Raw genomic sequence first — 16,827 nt, forward strand, 5'->3', positions numbered from 1 at the left:
ACCTCGGGGGGCGCGGGCGGCGCGGCGCGGGCGGCGAGCGGGACGGAGAGTGCCCGCTCGGCGAGCCGGCGGGTGCCGGGGCGCCATGCGACCTGCGGACGTGTTGGTTCCGGCACGGAACGGTTGCGTTTGTGTGGCATCGGGACGTACTCTTCTCAAAACCCACGGGAACGAAGGAGTTCGGGCATGTACGCAACCGAGCGGCACGACGCGATCGCAGCAGCGTTGCAGGATGCCGGCCGTGTGTCCGTCGCCGACCTCGCCGAGCACTTCGACGTGACGACCGAGACCGTCCGGCGTGACCTGGACGCCCTCGAGTCCGCCGGCGTCCTGCGCCGGGTGCACGGGGGAGCGGTCCCGGTCGGTCGATCCAGCGTCGTCGAGCTCTCCGTTGCCGAGCGTGAGGGGCAGCACAACTCCGCCAAGTCCGCGATCGCCCGGGCTGCGATGCGCCTCGTCCCGCCGACCTTCACCGGCTCGATCGCGCTGGATGCCGGGACGACCTGCGCCGCGGTCGCCGCCGAGCTCGCCCGGTGGGAACCCACGACGGCCGGGGCGACCCTCACGGTGATCACCAACTCGGTGCCGATCGCCGCGACCCTCCAGCACAGTGACCACGTCGAACTGCACCTGCTCGGCGGTCGTGTCCGCGGCGTGACGAGCGCCGCCGTCGGGACGGCCACGGTCGAGCAGATCGGTGCGTTGCGGCCGGACATCGCGTTCGTCGGGACGAACGGCCTCTCCGCGGGCTTCGGCCTGAGCACACCGGACGAGTACGAGGCGGCCGTGAAGGGGGCGTACGTCCTCGCGGCCCGGCGCAGCGTGGTCCTCGCGGACGCCGCGAAGCACGGGGTGGAGGCACTCATGCGGTTCGCCCGGCTCGACGAGATCGACACGATCGTCACCGACCAGGAGCCACCGGCCGACCTCGCCGGAGCGCTCGCCGAAGCCGACGTCGAGGTGGTCGTGGCATGAACGTGAACGCGAGCACGAACCCGTCCCCGAGCACCCGCATCGTCACCGTCACCCCGAACCCGAGCCTCGACCGCACCATCGAGCTCGCCGGTGAGCTCCAGCGCGGTGCCGTCCAGCGAGCCACCCGGTCCACGGCCGAGCCGGGCGGCAAGGGCGTCAACGTCTCCCGCGTCGTCGTCGCGAGCGGCGGCGACACCGTGGCGGTGCTGCCCGGCGACGAGCTCGACCCAGTGCTGCTCGGCCTCGCGACCCGCGGGATCCCGACCGCCGCGCTGGCGATCGGCGCTCCGCTCCGCTCGAACGTCACGGTGACCGAGCCGACCGGCACGACCACCAAGCTCAACGAGCCGGGGCCGTCGCTCGCCGGACGCCTCGAGGACCTCGCCGCGCTCGTCGCCGACACCGCCGGAGCCACCGCAACCGGACCGGCCGCGCGCTGGGTCGTCCTCGCCGGCTCCCTGCCGCCGGGGCTGCCGGACGACGCCCTCGCGGTCCTCGTCCGTGCCGTCCGGCAGCGTCACGGCGACGCCGTCCGGATCGCGGTGGACTCCTCGGGCCTGCCCTTCACCGCGTTGCTGCAGTCGGGCGAGCGGATCGACCTCGTGAAGCCGAACGCCGAGGAACTCGCCGAGGTGGTCGGCGGCGACCCGGACGAGTTCGAGCGGGACGTCGACGCCGCGGTGACCGCGGCCCAGCGCCTCCGTGACAAGAACGTCGGCAGCGTGCTCCTGACCCTGGGCAGCGCTGGCGCCGTCCTCGTGACGGAGGACGGGAGCTACGCGGCCGCGGCCCCCCGGATCGTGGCGCGCTCGACCGTCGGCGCGGGGGACTCCTCCCTCGCCGGCTACCTGCTCGCCGAGGTCGCCGGCCAGTCGCCCGAGCAGCGCCTCGCCCAGGCCGTCGCGACCGGGGCCGCCGCAGCGGCGCTCCCCGGCAGCGACGTCCCCGCCCTCGACCACACCGACCCGTCGGGCATCGCCGTCCGGATGCTCGAGCCGGCGACCGAACCCGCCTGACCCCCCCCCGCACACACACTCAACCCCGCAGCACCCGCGCCTCCAGCGCCATTGCAAAGGAGCAACCCATGTCCGTCAACACGAGTCCACGCCTCATCAGCGTCCAGCTCGTCGGTCTCGACGAGGACCTCGGCGCCACCTCGAGCGACGTCATCCGCGTCCTCGCCGACCGCGTCGCCGCCACCGGCCGCGCGGCGGACGGGGCGTCCCTCGCCGCTGACGCGATCGCCCGCGAGGCAAGCGTCGGCACCGGCGTCCCCGGTGGCATCGCGATCCCGCACGCCCGGTCCGCCTCGGTCTCCGAGCCGACGCTGGCGATGAGCCGCCTCGCACGGACGGTGTCGTTCGGCGCTCCGGACGGCGACGCCGACATCGTCTTCATGATCGCCGTGCCCGAAGGTGCCGACAAGGACCACCTCACGGTCCTCTCGACCCTCGCCCGTGCGCTCATCCGCGAGGACTTCACCGCCGCCCTCCGCGCCGCCACCACCCCGCAGGAGATCGTCGACCTCGTCGATCGCGAGGTGAGCGGCGAGGTCGCGCAGGCCGGCGTCGGGAACGCGAGCAGCGCCTCCAGTGCGACCGCCGGCCAGGAGGCGCGACCTGCCCCCGCGACGCACGCCGCGGACGGCGACGCGGCCGGGTCCACCGCCGGAGCGCGTAAGGTCCTCGTCGGTGTCACCGCGTGCCCGACCGGCATCGCGCACACCTACATGGCTGCCGACGCCCTCGTCGCCGCGGCGCAGCGCGCGGGTGCCGAGATGCACATCGAGACGCAGGGGTCCTCGCAGGTCGAGCCGCTCGACCCGGCCCTCATCGCCCGTGCCGACGCCGTCGTCTTCGCGGTCGACGTCGACGTCCGCGACCGTGGTCGATTCGCCGGCAAGCCGCTCGTGTCCGGACCCGTCAAGCGCGGGGTCGACGAGCCGGACACGATGATCGCCGAGGCACTCCGCGCCGCCGACGACCCGAACGCGGCACGCGTCCAGGGCGGCGCGACCTCGTCGGAGACGACGAAGACCGACGAGCACTTCGGGCAGGCGCTCAAGCGCTGGCTCCTCACCGGTGTGAGCTACATGATCCCGTTCGTCGCGGGCGGCGGGCTCCTCATCGCGCTCGGGTTCCTGCTCGCCGGCTACGGCATCGCGCTGACCCACGGTGACTCCGGGCAGAACAACGCGGTCTACACGCTGACGCACTACACGCTCCTGAACCTCCCGCCGGAGGGGCTGGCGTACTACCTCGGTGCCGCGGCGTTCCAGATCGGTGGCGTCTCGCTCGGGTTCCTGGTCGCGGCGCTCGCCGGCTACATCGCGTACGCCATCGCCGACCGCCCGGGCATCGCGCCGGGCTTCGTCGCCGGATCGATCGCCGTGTTCATGAACGCCGGGTTCCTCGGTGGTCTCGTCGGTGGCCTCATCGCCGGTGGTGCCGCCTACTGGATCGGACGGATCCCGACCTGGCGCTGGCTGCGTGGCCTGATGCCGGTCGTGATCATCCCGCTCTTCGCGTCGATCATCGCCTCGGGCCTCATGCTGCTCGTGCTCGGCGGACCCATCGCCTGGCTGATGACCCAGCTGACCCAGTTCCTCAACTCGCTGTCCGGCGCCTCGGCGATCCTGCTCGGCATCATCCTCGGCCTGATGATGGCGTTCGACCTCGGCGGTCCGGTGAACAAGGTGGCGTACGCGTTCGCGGTCGCCGGCCTCGGAGCCGGATCGGCCACGAACGTCGTCCCGTTCGAGATCATGGCGGCCGTGATGGCCGCGGGCATGGTCCCGCCGCTGGCCCTCGCGCTCGCCTCCACCGTGCTCTACCGCAAGGGGTTCACGAAGCCCGAGCGCGAGAACGGCAAGGCCGCGTGGCTGCTCGGCGCCTCGTTCATCTCCGAGGGTGCGATCCCGTTCGCGGCCGCCGACCCGCTGCGCGTCATCCCGGCGTCGATGGTCGGCGCCGCGGTCACGGGTGCGATCTCGATGGCTGCGGGTGTGACCTCGCGGGCGCCGCACGGTGGGATCTTCGTGTTCTTCGCGATCGGGGACGTGGCGATGTTCGTCGTCGCGATCCTCGCGGGCACCGTGGTGTCGGCGCTCGTGCTGGTCGGGCTGAAGAAGTGGGTGCGGCGGGCACCGGCGGCGGACGCCGCCGTGTCGGAGACGGCGGACGAGCGCGTGGCGGTCGCCGTGTAGTGGTCGTCACCACCTGACGGACGGGAGGCGCGGTGTCGGCTGGCACCGCGCCTCCCGTCCGTCAGGTGGTCGCGACGGATCCGCGGGCTGACGGGGCGGGGGCCGGCGCGCGGCGGCCGGGTCCGGGTCGCACAAAGTGCCGCGCGATGGCTGGCGGAGCGACCTCTTCTGCGACCTCGGCGGACGTGAGCGGCGTGTTGTGCGACCGACGGACGACGGACGACGGACGACGGACGACGGACGACGGACGACGGACGACGGCGACGGACGTCGGCGGGCTAGTCCGCGATGTTGGCCGTCACCGCGTCGATGTACGCCGCGCGCTCCTCGCGCGAGTGCGGCCGCCCCGGCACCCCCGGCCGCTGCTCCCACGGGAACGGCCCGGCGTCGTGCCGGTACTCGATCCCCATCGCCTCGAGCCGGGCAAGGTGCTCGGCCAACCGGCCGCGGAACTCGGCGACGTCCCGTGGGCCGGCGACGTCCGCCGACCAGAGCGCCTCGGCGAGGGCGGCGACCCGCGGGAAGAGCTGGTAGTCGAGCTTGCGGGCGGTGTCCACGTGCTCGGTCCACATGTTGCCTTGGCCGCCGATGACGTGGGCGCGCTCGGCGTCGGTGAGGTCCGCCGGCACCGGGTCGAAGGCGAACACGTCGTCGACCGTGAGGACGATCGACACCGGGATGGGCTCGGTCTCGAGGTCGCTCTGCCGGTAGTCGAGGTAGACCTGGTCGTCGGGGGCGGAGATCACGTCGTGGCCGCGCTTCGCAGCGGTCCGGGCTCCGGTCAGGCCGCGCCAGGACAGCACGGTGGCGGACTTCGAGAGCGTGCCGCCCTCGAGGATCTCGTCCCACCCGAACGCCCGCCGCCCGTGGGACTCGACGTGGGCCGCGAGTCGGCCGATGATCCAGGCCTGCAGCTGCTCCTCGTCCGCGAGGCCGAGCTCACGGATGCGTTCCTGCGTGCTGGGATCGTCCTGCCACTGGACCTTGGGGCACTCGTCGCCGCCCACCCCGATGTACTCGGAGGGGAACAGGGCGATCACCTCGTCGAGGACGTCCTGGAAGAACGTGATCGTCGACTCTTCGGCGTTGAGGACGTCGTCGGCGATGCCCCACTCCGTCCACACGTCGATCGGCTCGCCCGTGACGCCGAGCGCCGGGTAGGCGGCGAGGGCCGCGCGGACGTGGCCGGGGGTCTCGATCTCGGGGACGACGGTGACGAACCGGTCGGCCGCGTAGGCGACGATCTCGCGGATGTCGTCCTGCGTGTAGTAGCCGCCGTGCGGTCGGCCGTCGAACGCCACCGGGTGCAGGACGCCGTCGGCGTCCGGCACGTGCGCGCCGACCTGCGACTCCTTCCGCCACGACCCGACCTCGGTGAGGCGCGGGTACTTCCGGATCTCGATGCGCCACCCCTGGTCCTCGGTGAGGTGGAAGTGGAGCCGGTTGAGCCGGTGCGCGGCGAGCTGGTCGATCACGCGCATGACCTCGTGCTTGGTGCGGAAGTGCCGGGCGACGTCGAGCATGACGCCGCGCCACGCGAACGCCGGCGCGTCTTCGACGATGACGGCCGCGACGGTCCACGGGCCGGTGCCGACCCTGCCCTTGCGGTAGACGTCGGCAGGGAGCGACTGCAGGAGTGCCTGGACCCCGTAGAAGACGCCCGCCGGGCCCCCGCCGGTGACCTCGATCCGGTCCGGAGCGATCCGCAGCCGGAACGACTCGGAGCGGTCCCCGGCCGGCCCGGAGGGGAGCGTGTCGACGTCGGCGACCCGGAGCACGATCACGTCCGTGGCGGCACCGTCGATCCCTGCCGAGTCGTCGGCGTCGCGCACGGGCAGTCCGGTCGACCCCCGCAGGGTCTGCTGCAGGTACAGTCGGACCGACTCGCTCGCGGCGTCCGCCGCGATGCGGGTCGACGGGGTGATCGCGAAGGCGCCGACACCCGGTTCGGTGCGGCGCGGCCGTGGGATGAGCATGTCGGAGTCCACCATTCCTCAATGATCTTTCGTAATATGGAGGCTATGGCCGTGGACGAGACCGTGTCAACGCTTCCGAACGGTGTCGTCGGCAGCACGCCGGGGATGCTCCGACTCATCAACTCGCGTGCGCTCCTCGCCGAGCTCTTCCGCGACGACGGCTCGCACACCGTGACCGAGCTCGGGCGGACCGTCGGCCTGTCGCGCCCGACGGTCGAGGCGGCACTGGCCGACCTGGTCGACGAGGGCTGGGTCACCGAGGCCGAGGCGATCGCCACGCCGAACAAGGCCGGTCGGCGCGCGAAGCGGTTCCGTGCGGACGCCGGGGCCGGGTCCGTGCTCGGCGTCGACCTCGGGCTGCACGGCATCGTCGGGCTCCGCTCGGACCTCCGCGGTCGACAGCTCGCCCGCGTGGAAGAGGTCTACACGGACCTCGCCTCCGCCGAGCAGGCGTGGGAGAGCGTGCAGGACGTCGTCCGACGGCTGGTCGAGGGCACCGACCCGTCGCGGCTCCTCGCCGCCACGTTCGGGGTCCCGGCCGTCGTGGACCGTTCCGGGGAGATCGACTACACCGTCGCGGTCCCGCAGTGGGTGGAGCGTCGGGTCCCCGGCCGGATCGGCGACCTGTTCCCCACCGCGACCACGTTCTTCGACAACGACGCGAAGCTCGCCGCCACGGCCGAGGCGATGTGGGGGCGCTTCCGCGGTGTGCAGGACGGCCTGTACCTGGTGATGGGTCGCCAGATCGGCGCGGCGTACCTGGTCGACGGAGCCCTCGCCCGCGGTGCGCGCGGGGCGGCCGGTGAGATGGGCGGCCTGGCATCGACCGGCTGGCCCGACGCACCCGCTCGACTGGAGGCGCGGATCGCCCCCGACACGGACGTCGAGTCCGTCATGGCGTCGGCCGGGCAGGGGGACGGGGTCGCCGCCGCGGCCGTGCGGGCGCTCGCCGCGGACGTCGCGCCCGGAGTCGTGCAGCTCGTCGCGACGATCGACCCCGAGATCGTCGTCGTCGGTGGTGAGGTCCTGCCGGCCGCCGCGGTGTTCTGCGACGCCCTGACCGAGCTCGTCACACCGCAGCTCCGACACCCCGTCGAGATCGTCCCGTCGACGGTCGGCCGCGACGCCGTCGCCCGCGGTGCGCTCGCCCGGTCCCTGACCCACGTCCGGACGACGCACATGGGACTCAGCTGACGTCCAGGCAGCGTGCCAGGTCCTGACAGGGCGCTCAGGCACCATCGGGGGATGACGACTGCCGTGGCTGCGCCTGCCCACACCATGACCGTCGCCGCCGGCGACTCCGCCGCGGGGTCCTCGGACCCCGAGATGGGCGGGCTCTCCGGCCTCGTGCTGCAGCTGATCGACGCCCTGGGGGAGTGGGGCGTCGCGCTGATGCTCTTCGTCGAGACGGTCTTCCCGCCGATCCCGTCCGAGGTGATCCTGCCGCTGGCCGGGTTCCTGGCGGGAGCCGGCCGGATGAACCTCGTGCTCGTCCTGGTGCTCGCGACGCTCGGCTCCTACCTCGGCGCGCTGGTGCTGTACTGGCTCGGTGCCGTCATCGGCTTCGAGCGGACGACGCGCTGGCTCGGCAAGCTGCCCCTCGTCGACGAGGACGACTTCCGGAAGGCGGCGGACTGGTTCCACCGGCACGGCAAGAGCGCGGTCTTCTTCGGTCGCTTCGTGCCGATCGTCCGCAGTCTCATCTCGCTGCCGGCCGGGGCGGACCGGATGCACCTCGGGACGTTCTCGGTCTTCACGATCATCGCGAGCGGGATCTGGAACGGTGCCCTGGTGCTGCTCGGCGCGGCGTTCGGGACCCAGTACGACAAGGTCGAGCAGTACACCGAGTGGATCGACCGGGTCCTCTACGTGGCGATCGCCGTCGTGGTGGTGACGTTCGTCGTCCGTCGGGTCCGCCGCATCCGTGCCGAACGCGCGAGCAGCGGCGACCGCGGTGTAGCAGCACGTGGCCGCCGTCGCGCCGAACCCGCGGGCGACTGAGCGGTCAGGCCTTCGTCAGCGCCGACTCCTTGTGCGCGGCCTTGCTGCCCGACTTCTCCGACTCGACGATGAAGTAGGGGTCGTCATCGGTGGGCTTGAAGTGCTGGCCCTCGAACGTGAAGTCCTTCGTCTTCTTCTCCACCACGGTGCCCGTGGTCTTCCCCTGCGACGTGTTCCAGTGGACCTTGTCGCCCTTGGACAGTGCCATCTCGTCCTCCTTGCGCGGTTTGCGCGTGATCGCTCACTCGTGGAGAAGCCGACCGTACCCCGATGCATCCGCATGTTTCCGGGCATCTTCCGGGAAGATGTCCCCCATCACGATGTCATAACACACGCCCGAAAACCCTGCGGGACGCGTACCGTACTGGATGAGCCACTGCTGAGGCAACTGCCCCGGGTCTTCCGGCTCGCGGACGGAACGACATCAACCATGACCCTGCTGAACGTCACTCGGGCGGAGACGGTCCTCTCGGGCCGGTACCGCCTCGTGAAGCTCATCGGCACGGGTGGCATGGGATCCGTCTACGAAGCGCGTGACGAGCACACGTACCGTGCCGTCGCGGTGAAGCTCTTTGCCACGCCCGAGTCGATGACCACGGCCGACCGGGTCCGCCAGGAGCGCGAGATCCGGCTGCTCAGCATGCTGTCGCACCCCGGCCTCATCCCGCTGTACGACGCGGGCACCCACGACTTCGAGGACGGCCCGCACCGCTTCATCGTGATGGAGCTCATCGCCGACACGACGCTCCTGCGCCGCCTCGCCGAGGGCCCTCTGCACAACTACGAGGTGGCCGACCTCGGCGCCCAGCTCGCCGACGCGCTGGCGTACGTGCACTCGCGCGGGATCGTGCACCGCGACGTCAAGCCGGCCAACATCCTCATCAGCGACGAGGGGTCGTCGGGCTTCGCCCGCACGGTCAAGCTCACCGACTTCGGTGTCGCCCACTTCGTCGACGGCTCCCGCCTGACGAACGACGGCACGATCATCGGGACCGCCGCGTACCTCAGCCCCGAGCAGGTCGCGGGCGAGCCGATCGGTTTCGCCACCGACGTCTACTCGCTCGGACTCGTGCTGCTCGAGGCCCTGACCGGCAAGCAGGAGTACTCCGGCACCCTCATCGAGGCGGCGCTCGCACGCCTCCGTCACGACCCCGAGATCCCGGACGACATCGCGCCGGAGTGGCGGGAGCTCCTCGCGAAGATGACCGCGCGGGACCCCGACCGTCGCCCGACCGCGGTCGCCATCGCGAACGCGCTCCGCGGGGGGTCGACACAGATCACCGGTCCGGTGCCGCTCGGACCGCATCGTGTGAAGCACAAGCGCGACCACCGGCTGCACCGCGCCGCGCACCGGCACGCCAAGCGCGGGACGTTCGTCACCGTGCGGCGCTGGCGGCGGCGGAACGTCTTCGTCGGGTCCTTCGCGGCGTTCGGCGTCCTCGTCGCCTGCGGGGCGTCGTACATCGCCGGCACCCTGCACTAGGTCGGGCGCACGGCCGCCGCGCACGGTGGATCGACGACCGCTCCGCACCTGCGGGGTCCCTGGCAGGATGGACGGCATGACCGACCAGCGATGGATCAAGATCTGCGGCCTGTCGACCCCTGCCACCGTGGACGCCGCCATCGACGCCGGTGCGGACGCGGTCGGGTTCGTCTTCGCAGCCGGCAGCCCCCGGACCGTGACCGCCGACCTGGCGAAGGAGCTCGTCGAACGGGTGCCGGACGGCATCGACGCGGTCGGTGTCTTCCGCGACCAGGAGATCGACGAGATCGTCGGCATCGCCTCGGCGGTGGGGCTCACCACGCTGCAGCTGCACGGCGGCGAGTCGGCCACGGACTTCGCGCGCGCCCGCGACGCCGGCTTCTTCACGATCCGGGCGGTCGCGGCAGAGGACTACCTGCGGGAGACGCCGGAGCAGCGCGCCTCGTACGACCACGACCTGCTCCTGCTCGACGCCGCGGTGCCGGGCAGCGGTCGGCTCGTCGACCCGGCCTCGATCGCGGGGAAGGTCGACGAGGCCTGGATCCTCGCGGGCGGGCTCACGCCGGCGAACGTGGTCGCGGCGATCGAGTCGCTCGACCCGGACGGTGTCGACGTGTCGAGCGGCGTCGAGTCCGAGCGTGGCGTGAAGGACGAGGCGAAGATCCGGGCGTTCGTCGAGGCGGTCCGCAGCATCCCCTGAGTGGTTCGCCGCGCCTCCCGTCCCACAAGGCGAGAGCGTCCGCGATCGCGACGGCGCGTCGGTGCCCGCCGGTCAGCGCAGGGTGGGGATCAGCTCCGTGAGGAACGCGTCGGTGTCCTCCCACCCCTCGACCGCGTGGCACGGGACGCCGAGGGCCTTCACCGGGTAGTCGTTGCCCTCGGGGTCGAGGCGGTCGCCGACGAACAGCATGTCGTCGAGCGCGATGCCGGTGATCTCGGCGAGCCGCTGCATGCCGTACGCCTTGTCGATGCCCTTGCGGGTGATGTCCACGCTCGTCGAGCCGCCGGAGCGGACCTCGAGGTCCGGGAGCTCGGCCTGGACGCGCCGACGGAGTTCGTCCTTCTTGGCGCCCGTCGGGTCCCACTGCTTCTTCACGTCGACCGGAGCCGACTGACCGAGCGCCGAGAAGGTGATCTGCGAACCGCGGTCCTCGAGGATGGGGCCCCACGTCTCGGACTCCCAGAACCCGGCGGCCTTCGCCTCGGCCTCGACCGCGGCGAGGGCACGGCGCTTCTGCTCGTCGGTGAGGTCTTCGGCGTACTGGAGTGCCCAGTCGTCGCCGTTCCACCGGTAGTAGGCGGTGCCGCAGGTCGGCAGGAGGTGCAGGTCGTCGAGGACCAGGCCGTCGCGTCGCCGCAGGGGTGCGACGAGCTGCTGTTCGAACTGCTGGAAGTTGCCGCCGGAGATCACCGCGACCGGCACGACCTCGAGCAGGGACGCGAACGTCTCGAGCATCCGGGGGTCGAGCGCGGACTTCGAGGGGGCGAGGGTGTCGTCCAGGTCGAAGGCGACGAGGCGGGGCGTGGTCATGCCCCGATCCTGCCAGAGGCCCCCGGTCACATGCCGGGTGCGATGCTCTGCCAGGGCCCTGCTGCGCGATGTCTGCGGTGTCACGCGCGGTGCGTGGCGGGCACCCGGTCGCGGTCGTACGTGATGTCGGTGTAGCCGTGCGGGGCCGGGTTGCCGTCCTCGTCGAGGTTGACGAACACCACCTCGTCGATGGTGAGGATGCTGCGGTGGGTGAAGAGGTTCCGCGCCTCGGCCCGCATCGTCAGCGAGGTGCGTCCGAAGCGGGTGGCGACGAGGCCGATCTCGACGATGTCGCCCTCGCGTGCGGACGACACGAAGACGATCTCGGACATGTACTTCGTGACGACCTTGCCGTTGCCGAGCTGGATGATCGCGTAGACGGCGGCTTCCTCGTCGATCCAGCGCAGGAGGCTGCCGCCGAACAGGGTGCCGTTGGCGTTGAGGTCCTCGGGGCGGACCCACTTGCGCGTGTAGAAGTTCATCTCGGGTCCGGGGGCGTTCGCGTCCTGCTGCATGTCAGTACATGGTACGCCTCGTCCGGGACGACAACGGCCGCATCCCGATCGGGATGCGGCCGCGGGCGGTCGTGGAGGACTACTCCTTGACGAGGACGACCTCGTCGAGGCGGAGCCGGGTGCGCGGCGCGACCTCGCGCTCGGCGGCCTTGTCGTCGAGCTGCGACGGGTCCGCCACGGTACCGATCGCGGTGACGGTGTAGGGCAGGAAGCGCTCCGGCAGGTCGAACGCGGCGCGGAGGCCCTCGGCGTCGATGCCCGCCATCTGGTGCACGTGCAGACCCTCGGCGTGCGCCTGCACGGTCAGGGCGGCGAGGGACTGGCCGAGGTCGTACTGCGCGAAGGGACGCTCGTCGCCGTCCTCGGTCACGGTCTCGAGCACGCCGACGACCAGGGCGCTGGCGCGGAAGGCCCAGGCGGCGTTGAAGCCGAGGAGGTTCTCGTTGATCTTCCGGAACGTCTCGGTGCCGCGGCGGCCGGCGACGAAGCGGCGCGGCTGGAAGTTCATGGCCGACGGGGCCCAGCGGGCGGCCTCGAGGATCGCGTCGAACGCGGCGTCGTCGATCGTGGCGGTCTCGTCGTAGGAACGGGGGCTCCACCGCTCCTCGAGCAGGGGGACGAGGGGCTGGCTGGAGTCGGTCGAACGCGTGAGCGTGCTGGGGTTCGTCGAGGTCATGGTGCCTGCAACGGTAATCGATGCGTTCGCATTTCCGGCCTGAGCAACGTCACACGAAGCAGCGTCCGGGTGCGAGGATGGAGCCGATGGGTGGCGTGTTGACCGGGTTCGCGATCATCGGCGCGATCATCGCCGCCGGGTACGTCGTCGGACGCATCGGCCTGCTCGGCCAGCACGCCCAGTTCGTGATGAGCAGGCTCGCGTTCTTCGTGCTCATGCCCTGCCTGCTCTTCCACACGATCGCCACGGCGGACATCCACGTCCTGCTGTCGCCGATGCTGTGGGTGTCCCTGCTGAGCGCGGTCTCGGTGGCGGTCGGTGCCGGAGTGGTCTTCCGCGTGGTGCTGCGTCGTCCGCTCGCGACCACGACGGTCGGGGCGCTCGCCGCGAGCTACGTCAACGCCAACAACATCGGGTTGCCGGTCGCCGTCTACGTCCTCGGGCAGGCCACCGCCGTCGTGCCGGTGATCCTGCTGCAGCTCGTGGTGCTCGCGCCGATCGCGCTGACGATCCTCGACACCGCGACCTCGGCGGGCGGGAGCTGGTGGCGCCGGGTCTCGGGGCCGTTCCGGAACCCGATCATCATCGCCTCGCTCGTCGGCCTGGTCTTCTCGGCGACGGGCACCGCCCTGCCGACCCCCGTGCTCGAGCCGTTCTCGCTCGTCGGGGCGGCCGCCGTTCCCGTCGTGCTGCTGTCGTTCGGGATGAGCCTGCACGGTGCGACCCCGCTGCGCGACCCCGCGATCCGGACGGACGTCGTCGTGGCGTCCGCGATCAAGCTCGTGGTGATGCCGGCCGTGGCGTTCGTGTTCGCCCGGTTCGTGTTCGGCCTGGGGGACCAGGACGTCTTCGTGCTCACGACGCTCGGGGCGCTGCCGGCGGCGCAGAACGTGTTCAACTACGCGCAGCGCTACGGTGCGGCGGTGCCGGTCGCGCGGGACGTCGTGCTCCTCTCGACGATCGGGTCCGTGCCGGTGCTGGTCGCGGTGGCCGCGCTCCTGCACCCCTAGGACGGCCCGGGAAGCGGGCCGGGCCGGGCCGGTGCCGCGCGAGCAGGCAGGAAACGTCCCGCTCGCCGCCGCGGAGCGGCGCGTTCCGCCCGCTCGCCGGGCGATCCGCGGCGTGTCCGGACCTGACGACGGACGGGAGGCGCGGTGCGGGCCGGCACCGCGCCTCCCGTCCGTCCTGTGGTCGCGACCACTGCGCCTGATGAGCAGGAGGAGACCGGAGCGAGCGCGGGGCGGGGCGTACCGTGGGCGCCATCCGAACGGAAGAGGAGGTCCCCGATGGACACCATGGCGATGATGAAGACCATGTCCACGAGCGAGATGCCCATGGCGATGGACGCGGAGCTCGTGCAGGACACGATGATGGCGATGAACGCCGCGTCGATGGCCGCGACGATGTGCTCCGCCAGCGACATGCAGATGGGTGCCGACATGGCGACCTGCGCCGCGATGTGCTCGAACACGGCGATGCTCGCCGACACCGGCATGCGGATGATGATGCGTCCGATGGGCATGGACGCCGAGGCGATGCGCTCGATGCTCGCCGCGTGCGTGGCGATGGGCACCGCGTGCGCCGCCGAGTGCCGCACGCACCAGGACATGGACGAGTCGTGCCGCTACTGCGCGATGGCGTGCGACGAGATGGTCGCGAAGTGCGAGGCGATGATGGCCTCGATGACCGCCTGACGCGTCACGCGATGCGTGCGGTGGTCTTCCGACCGCCCACGCTGAGGATCTCCGCGGCCGGGTGGTGGGCGACCGGGTCCCCGACCGACACGAGCGTGTCGGCGCCCGCCGCCCGCAGCTGTGTCACGCCACCGTCGAGGAACGCGACCACGACGTCGGCGGGGCGGGTCTCGATGACGATGCCGTCCCTCCAGGCGCGGGGCGTGGCGTCGGCCATGACGCGCTGGATCGGAAGGATCGTCGACGGGGTCGTGCGGGACATGGCTTCACCTGCTCTCGGAGGGGTTCGGTGCAGGCACGGTACGTCCCTTGGTGCGCCCGGCTCAACGGGGGCGGACGCGGGGAGTAACAGAGGCGTCAGAAGATCATCGGACGGTCGTCGTCGAGCGAGGTCTCGAGGTCCAGGTCGACGGACACCGGGACGTGGTCGCTCGGCGCGTCGCCCTTCCGCTCGTCGCGGTGGATGCGGGCGTCCGTCACGACGTCAGAGAACGCCTGCGAGCCCATGACGAAGTCGATGCGCATGCCCTCGTTGCGGGGGAAGCGCAGCTGCTTGTAGTCCCAGTAGGTGTAGCCGTCCGGGACGATCGGGCGGACGACGTCCTGGAGGCCGCGCGCCTCGAAGTCCCGGAAGGCCGCACGCTCCGGCTCGGAGACGTGGGTGGCGCCCTCGAAGACCCGCATGTCCCAGACGTCCTGGTCGAGCGGAGCGACGTTCCAGTCGCCCATCAGCGCCAGCGGCAGCTCGGGGTCGGCGGCGAGCCACTCGGAGGTGCGGTCGGCCAGCTGCCCGAGCCAGTCGAGCTTGTACGTGTAGTGCGGGTCGCCGACCTCGCGGCCGTTCGGCACGTAGAGGCTCCACAGCCGGACGCCGTCGACCGTGACACCGATGGCGCGTGCCTCGACCGGCAGGTCGGGACCCTCGTGCCCCTTGAGGAAGCCGGGCTGGCCGGGGAAGTCGCGGGTGACGTCCTCGAGCGGGAGCCGGCTGGCGAAGGCCACCCCGTTCCACTGGTTCAGGCCGTGCGCCTCGACCTGGTAGCCGGCCGCCTCGAACGCCTCGACCGGGAACTGCTCCGGCTTGCACTTGATCTCCTGCATGCCGAGCACGTCGACGTCCTCGCGCACCAGCCAGTCGACGATCCGACCCACTCGGGTGCGGACGGAGTTCACGTTCCAGGTCGCCACGCGCATGGGATCGAACCTACCGCGGGCCGCCCGGGTGCCGTCCGCGCGCCGGGTCCTGCTCACGGGCGCAGCACGGCACGATGGTGTTCGCTGGAGACCAGGACCAGACCGCATCGGAGGCACGCATGGCATCGACGACGAACCGCGTCGACGGGACCGCGACGACCGGTACCACCACGACGCAGGTGACCACCAAGGGCCGGACGATCATCGACGACACGGTCGTCGCGAAGGTCGCCGGCATCGCCGCCCGGGACGTCCCCGGCGTCTTCGCGCTCGGCGGCAACGCGGCTCGCGCGTTCGGCGCGATCCGCGACGCGATCGGGTCGAGCGCACTCGGCCAGGGTGTCCGTGTCGAGGTGGGCGAGACGCAGGTGGCGGTCGACCTGACGATCGTCGTGGACTACCCGACACCGATGATGGACGTCGCGACCGCCGTGCGCGCGGCCGTCACGACCGCGGTCACCGAGCTCGTGGGGCTCGAGGTCACCGAGGTCAACATCGCCATCAACGACGTGAACATCCCCGGGCTGGGCGGCCCTGCGGACGAGTCCGAGGGTCGCGTCCGGTGAACGCCACCGTCATCGGCATGGGCGTCGGTGCACTGCTCGCGATCGTCGCCGTGACGCTCGGCTTCTGGGCGTTCGTCGTGGTCGCCGTCTGCATGCTCGTGGGCGGGGTCGTCGCCCGGATCGTCACCGGCGACATCGACGTGCGCCGACTCCTCGACGTGCTGCGCGGACGCCGGAGCTCGTCGTGAGCGCGCCCGCCGTCGCCGGTCCCGGCAGCGGCGGACGGATCCCCGGCTCCGACCGGATCGGATCGGCGGCGCTGGTGCACACCGCGCAGGCGGTGGCGGCCGAGGCGCTGCGTGTGCCGTTCCGGGAGGCACGTGCCCGGGTCGCGGACGACGGCCGCGGTGGGCTGGCGGTCGAGATCACCGCCCCGCTCGCCGTGCCCGTGCTCGGGAGCCACGCGGTCCCCGACGAACCCGTCACCACCTCGGCGCACCGTGCTCGCGGCACGATCGCCGAGCGGCTCCGCACCATCACCGGCCGACAGGTCGAGCGGGTGACCGTGACGTTCTCGTCGTCCGTCGTCGACACCCCGAGGAGGGTCCGGTGACCGAGCGCTCCCTGCCGCCCGCCCCCGACCACGACCGGGTGTACCGCCGGATCGTCCGCCGTGAGACGAACGCGTCGCGGTCGGGAGCGGTCGTCGTCGCGATGCTCGTCACGCTCGTGGTCGCGGCTGCCGCCGTGTTCGCCGCCGCCCTCGTGTTCCTCGACCAGCGGGCGCTCGGTGTCGACCCCCGTGCCGTCGTGGACGCTGCCGCCGGAGCGCCGCGCGGGCTCGACGCGACCGTCGTCGTCGGCATCGCCGCCATCGTCGCGCTGGTCGGTCTCGTGTTCCTCGCGCAGGGCCTCCTGCCGCAGCGGCGCCCGCGGCACGCGATGTCGTCGTCGCGGCTCGCCGTGGTCGTCGACGACGAGGTGCTCGCCTCGGCTGCCGCGCGCGCCGCACGGTCGGCCACGCGGCTCGGTCCCGACGCGGCCGTCGGCACCGTCGGCCGTCGGACGGTC

Annotated in this window: 20 protein-coding genes; 13 read left to right on the top strand and 7 right to left on the bottom strand. The window is 71.9% G+C overall.

Going from position 1 to position 16,827, the window contains the following annotated elements; translation table 11 throughout:
• The first annotated feature begins 186 nt into the window (after positions 1-186).
• The 3 genes from Q7F20_RS13445 to Q7F20_RS13455 all read left to right on the top strand — a co-directional run bounded on the left by Q7F20_RS13445 (position 187) and on the right by Q7F20_RS13455 (position 4,180).
• Positions 187-975 carry a DeoR/GlpR family DNA-binding transcription regulator gene (locus Q7F20_RS13445; protein ID WP_305740586.1) on the top strand — a complete coding sequence of 263 codons (789 nt, stop codon included), beginning with the start codon at positions 187-189 and terminating at the stop codon, positions 973-975.
• Complete coding sequence (locus Q7F20_RS13450) at positions 972-1,991, top strand: 1-phosphofructokinase family hexose kinase (RefSeq protein ID WP_305740587.1); 1,020 nt, start codon at positions 972-974, stop codon at positions 1,989-1,991. The genes Q7F20_RS13445 and Q7F20_RS13450 overlap by 4 nt, the downstream gene beginning before the upstream one ends.
• Positions 1,992-2,059: 68 nt before the next feature.
• Complete coding sequence (locus tag Q7F20_RS13455) at positions 2,060-4,180, top strand: fructose-specific PTS transporter subunit EIIC (RefSeq protein WP_305740588.1); 2,121 nt, start codon at positions 2,060-2,062, stop codon at positions 4,178-4,180.
• A gap of 278 nt (positions 4,181-4,458) precedes the next feature.
• Here Q7F20_RS13455 and Q7F20_RS13460 read toward each other — a convergent pair whose 3' ends face one another.
• On the bottom strand, positions 4,459-6,171 hold the full coding sequence (locus Q7F20_RS13460; protein ID WP_305740589.1) for a beta-N-acetylhexosaminidase: 1,713 nt from the start codon (positions 6,169-6,171) through the stop codon (positions 4,459-4,461).
• A 36-nt stretch (positions 6,172-6,207) separates the two neighbouring features.
• Between Q7F20_RS13460 and Q7F20_RS13465 the strand changes: the two genes are divergently transcribed.
• Positions 6,208-7,350: an ROK family transcriptional regulator gene (locus tag Q7F20_RS13465; protein WP_305740590.1), complete on the top strand. Its 1,143-nt coding sequence runs from the start codon at positions 6,208-6,210 to the stop codon at positions 7,348-7,350.
• A gap of 51 nt (positions 7,351-7,401) precedes the next feature.
• Positions 7,402-8,157, top strand: a complete 756-nt coding sequence (locus Q7F20_RS13470; RefSeq protein ID WP_305740591.1) for a DedA family protein — start codon at positions 7,402-7,404, stop codon at positions 8,155-8,157.
• 4 nt (positions 8,158-8,161) lie between these two features.
• On the opposite strand, the gene Q7F20_RS13475 is transcribed toward Q7F20_RS13470, so the two are convergent.
• The gene (locus Q7F20_RS13475) at positions 8,162-8,365 is read right to left on the bottom strand and encodes a DUF2945 domain-containing protein (RefSeq protein ID WP_305740592.1); all 204 of its coding nucleotides are present in this window, start codon (positions 8,363-8,365) and stop codon (positions 8,162-8,164) included.
• A 222-nt stretch (positions 8,366-8,587) separates the two neighbouring features.
• On the opposite strand from Q7F20_RS13475, the gene Q7F20_RS13480 reads away from it, so the two are divergent.
• Together Q7F20_RS13480 and Q7F20_RS13485 are read left to right on the top strand one after the other, a co-directional pair.
• Positions 8,588-9,640, top strand: a complete 1,053-nt coding sequence (locus Q7F20_RS13480) for a serine/threonine-protein kinase (protein WP_305740593.1) — start codon at positions 8,588-8,590, stop codon at positions 9,638-9,640.
• Between the two features lie 76 nt (positions 9,641-9,716).
• A complete protein-coding gene (locus Q7F20_RS13485) occupies positions 9,717-10,340 on the top strand; it encodes a phosphoribosylanthranilate isomerase (protein ID WP_305740594.1) in 624 nt (207 codons plus the stop codon).
• A gap of 72 nt (positions 10,341-10,412) precedes the next feature.
• Here Q7F20_RS13485 and Q7F20_RS13490 read toward each other — a convergent pair whose 3' ends face one another.
• The 3 genes from Q7F20_RS13490 to Q7F20_RS13500 all read right to left on the bottom strand — a co-directional run bounded on the left by Q7F20_RS13490 (position 10,413) and on the right by Q7F20_RS13500 (position 12,362).
• Positions 10,413-11,171 carry an HAD-IIB family hydrolase gene (locus Q7F20_RS13490; RefSeq protein WP_305740595.1) on the bottom strand — a complete coding sequence of 253 codons (759 nt, stop codon included), beginning with the start codon at positions 11,169-11,171 and terminating at the stop codon, positions 10,413-10,415.
• Positions 11,172-11,251: 80 nt separating this feature from the next.
• Positions 11,252-11,686: an acyl-CoA thioesterase gene (locus Q7F20_RS13495; protein ID WP_305740596.1), complete on the bottom strand. Its 435-nt coding sequence runs from the start codon at positions 11,684-11,686 to the stop codon at positions 11,252-11,254.
• Between the two features lie 79 nt (positions 11,687-11,765).
• Positions 11,766-12,362, bottom strand: coding sequence for a nitroreductase family protein (locus Q7F20_RS13500; RefSeq protein ID WP_305740597.1), 597 nt, complete (start codon positions 12,360-12,362; stop codon positions 11,766-11,768).
• A gap of 86 nt (positions 12,363-12,448) precedes the next feature.
• On the opposite strand from Q7F20_RS13500, the gene Q7F20_RS13505 reads away from it, so the two are divergent.
• Both Q7F20_RS13505 and Q7F20_RS13510 read left to right on the top strand, forming a co-directional pair.
• Positions 12,449-13,372 (top strand): AEC family transporter, encoded by a 924-nt coding sequence (locus Q7F20_RS13505; protein ID WP_305740598.1) that lies wholly within the window; start codon positions 12,449-12,451, stop codon positions 13,370-13,372.
• A 276-nt stretch (positions 13,373-13,648) separates the two neighbouring features.
• Complete coding sequence (locus Q7F20_RS13510) at positions 13,649-14,056, top strand: aldehyde dehydrogenase (protein ID WP_305740599.1); 408 nt, start codon at positions 13,649-13,651, stop codon at positions 14,054-14,056.
• Positions 14,057-14,060: 4 nt separating this feature from the next.
• Here Q7F20_RS13510 and Q7F20_RS13515 read toward each other — a convergent pair whose 3' ends face one another.
• Positions 14,061-14,318 (bottom strand): nuclease, encoded by a 258-nt coding sequence (locus tag Q7F20_RS13515; RefSeq protein ID WP_305740600.1) that lies wholly within the window; start codon positions 14,316-14,318, stop codon positions 14,061-14,063.
• A 95-nt stretch (positions 14,319-14,413) separates the two neighbouring features.
• On the bottom strand, positions 14,414-15,250 hold the full coding sequence (locus Q7F20_RS13520) for an exodeoxyribonuclease III (RefSeq protein ID WP_305740601.1): 837 nt from the start codon (positions 15,248-15,250) through the stop codon (positions 14,414-14,416).
• Between the two features lie 119 nt (positions 15,251-15,369).
• On the opposite strand from Q7F20_RS13520, the gene Q7F20_RS13525 reads away from it, so the two are divergent.
• The 4 genes from Q7F20_RS13525 to Q7F20_RS13540 all read left to right on the top strand — a co-directional run.
• Entirely contained in the window at positions 15,370-15,816 is a 447-nt protein-coding gene (locus Q7F20_RS13525) for an Asp23/Gls24 family envelope stress response protein (protein WP_305740602.1), read from the top strand.
• A complete protein-coding gene (locus Q7F20_RS13530; RefSeq protein WP_305740603.1) occupies positions 15,813-16,004 on the top strand; it encodes a DUF2273 domain-containing protein in 192 nt (63 codons plus the stop codon). Before Q7F20_RS13525 ends, Q7F20_RS13530 begins: the two co-directional genes overlap by 4 nt.
• Positions 16,001-16,369 carry a hypothetical protein gene (locus Q7F20_RS13535; RefSeq protein WP_305740604.1) on the top strand — a complete coding sequence of 123 codons (369 nt, stop codon included), beginning with the start codon at positions 16,001-16,003 and terminating at the stop codon, positions 16,367-16,369. Before Q7F20_RS13530 ends, Q7F20_RS13535 begins: the two co-directional genes overlap by 4 nt.
• A partial coding sequence (locus tag Q7F20_RS13540) for a hypothetical protein (protein ID WP_305740605.1) occupies positions 16,366-16,827 on the top strand: 462 nt, incomplete at its 3' end. The genes Q7F20_RS13535 and Q7F20_RS13540, both read left to right, overlap by 4 nt.

This window comes from Curtobacterium sp. A7_M15 (assembly GCF_030705415.1).
GTDB lineage: Bacteria > Actinomycetota > Actinomycetes > Actinomycetales > Microbacteriaceae > Curtobacterium.

What these genes read in the sequence shown, in the direction of transcription:
- Q7F20_RS13445 (WP_305740586.1), top strand. Translation starts at nt 187, where the DNA reads ATGTACGCAACCGAGCGGCACGACGCGATCGCAGCAGCGTTGCAGGAT.
- Q7F20_RS13450 (WP_305740587.1), top strand. Translation starts at nt 972, where the DNA reads ATGAACGTGAACGCGAGCACGAACCCGTCCCCGAGCACCCGCATCGTC.
- Q7F20_RS13455 (WP_305740588.1), top strand. Translation starts at nt 2,060, where the DNA reads ATGTCCGTCAACACGAGTCCACGCCTCATCAGCGTCCAGCTCGTCGGT.
- Q7F20_RS13460 (WP_305740589.1), bottom strand. Translation starts at nt 6,171, where the DNA reads ATGGTGGACTCCGACATGCTCATCCCACGGCCGCGCCGCACCGAACCG.
- Q7F20_RS13470 (WP_305740591.1), top strand. Translation starts at nt 7,402, where the DNA reads ATGACGACTGCCGTGGCTGCGCCTGCCCACACCATGACCGTCGCCGCC.
- Q7F20_RS13475 (WP_305740592.1), bottom strand. Translation starts at nt 8,365, where the DNA reads ATGGCACTGTCCAAGGGCGACAAGGTCCACTGGAACACGTCGCAGGGG.
- Q7F20_RS13480 (WP_305740593.1), top strand. Translation starts at nt 8,588, where the DNA reads ATGACCCTGCTGAACGTCACTCGGGCGGAGACGGTCCTCTCGGGCCGG.
- Q7F20_RS13485 (WP_305740594.1), top strand. Translation starts at nt 9,717, where the DNA reads ATGACCGACCAGCGATGGATCAAGATCTGCGGCCTGTCGACCCCTGCC.
- Q7F20_RS13490 (WP_305740595.1), bottom strand. Translation starts at nt 11,171, where the DNA reads ATGACCACGCCCCGCCTCGTCGCCTTCGACCTGGACGACACCCTCGCC.
- Q7F20_RS13495 (WP_305740596.1), bottom strand. Translation starts at nt 11,686, where the DNA reads ATGCAGCAGGACGCGAACGCCCCCGGACCCGAGATGAACTTCTACACG.
- Q7F20_RS13500 (WP_305740597.1), bottom strand. Translation starts at nt 12,362, where the DNA reads ATGACCTCGACGAACCCCAGCACGCTCACGCGTTCGACCGACTCCAGC.
- Q7F20_RS13505 (WP_305740598.1), top strand. Translation starts at nt 12,449, where the DNA reads ATGGGTGGCGTGTTGACCGGGTTCGCGATCATCGGCGCGATCATCGCC.
- Q7F20_RS13510 (WP_305740599.1), top strand. Translation starts at nt 13,649, where the DNA reads ATGGACACCATGGCGATGATGAAGACCATGTCCACGAGCGAGATGCCC.
- Q7F20_RS13515 (WP_305740600.1), bottom strand. Translation starts at nt 14,318, where the DNA reads ATGTCCCGCACGACCCCGTCGACGATCCTTCCGATCCAGCGCGTCATG.
- Q7F20_RS13520 (WP_305740601.1), bottom strand. Translation starts at nt 15,250, where the DNA reads ATGCGCGTGGCGACCTGGAACGTGAACTCCGTCCGCACCCGAGTGGGT.
- Q7F20_RS13525 (WP_305740602.1), top strand. Translation starts at nt 15,370, where the DNA reads ATGGCATCGACGACGAACCGCGTCGACGGGACCGCGACGACCGGTACC.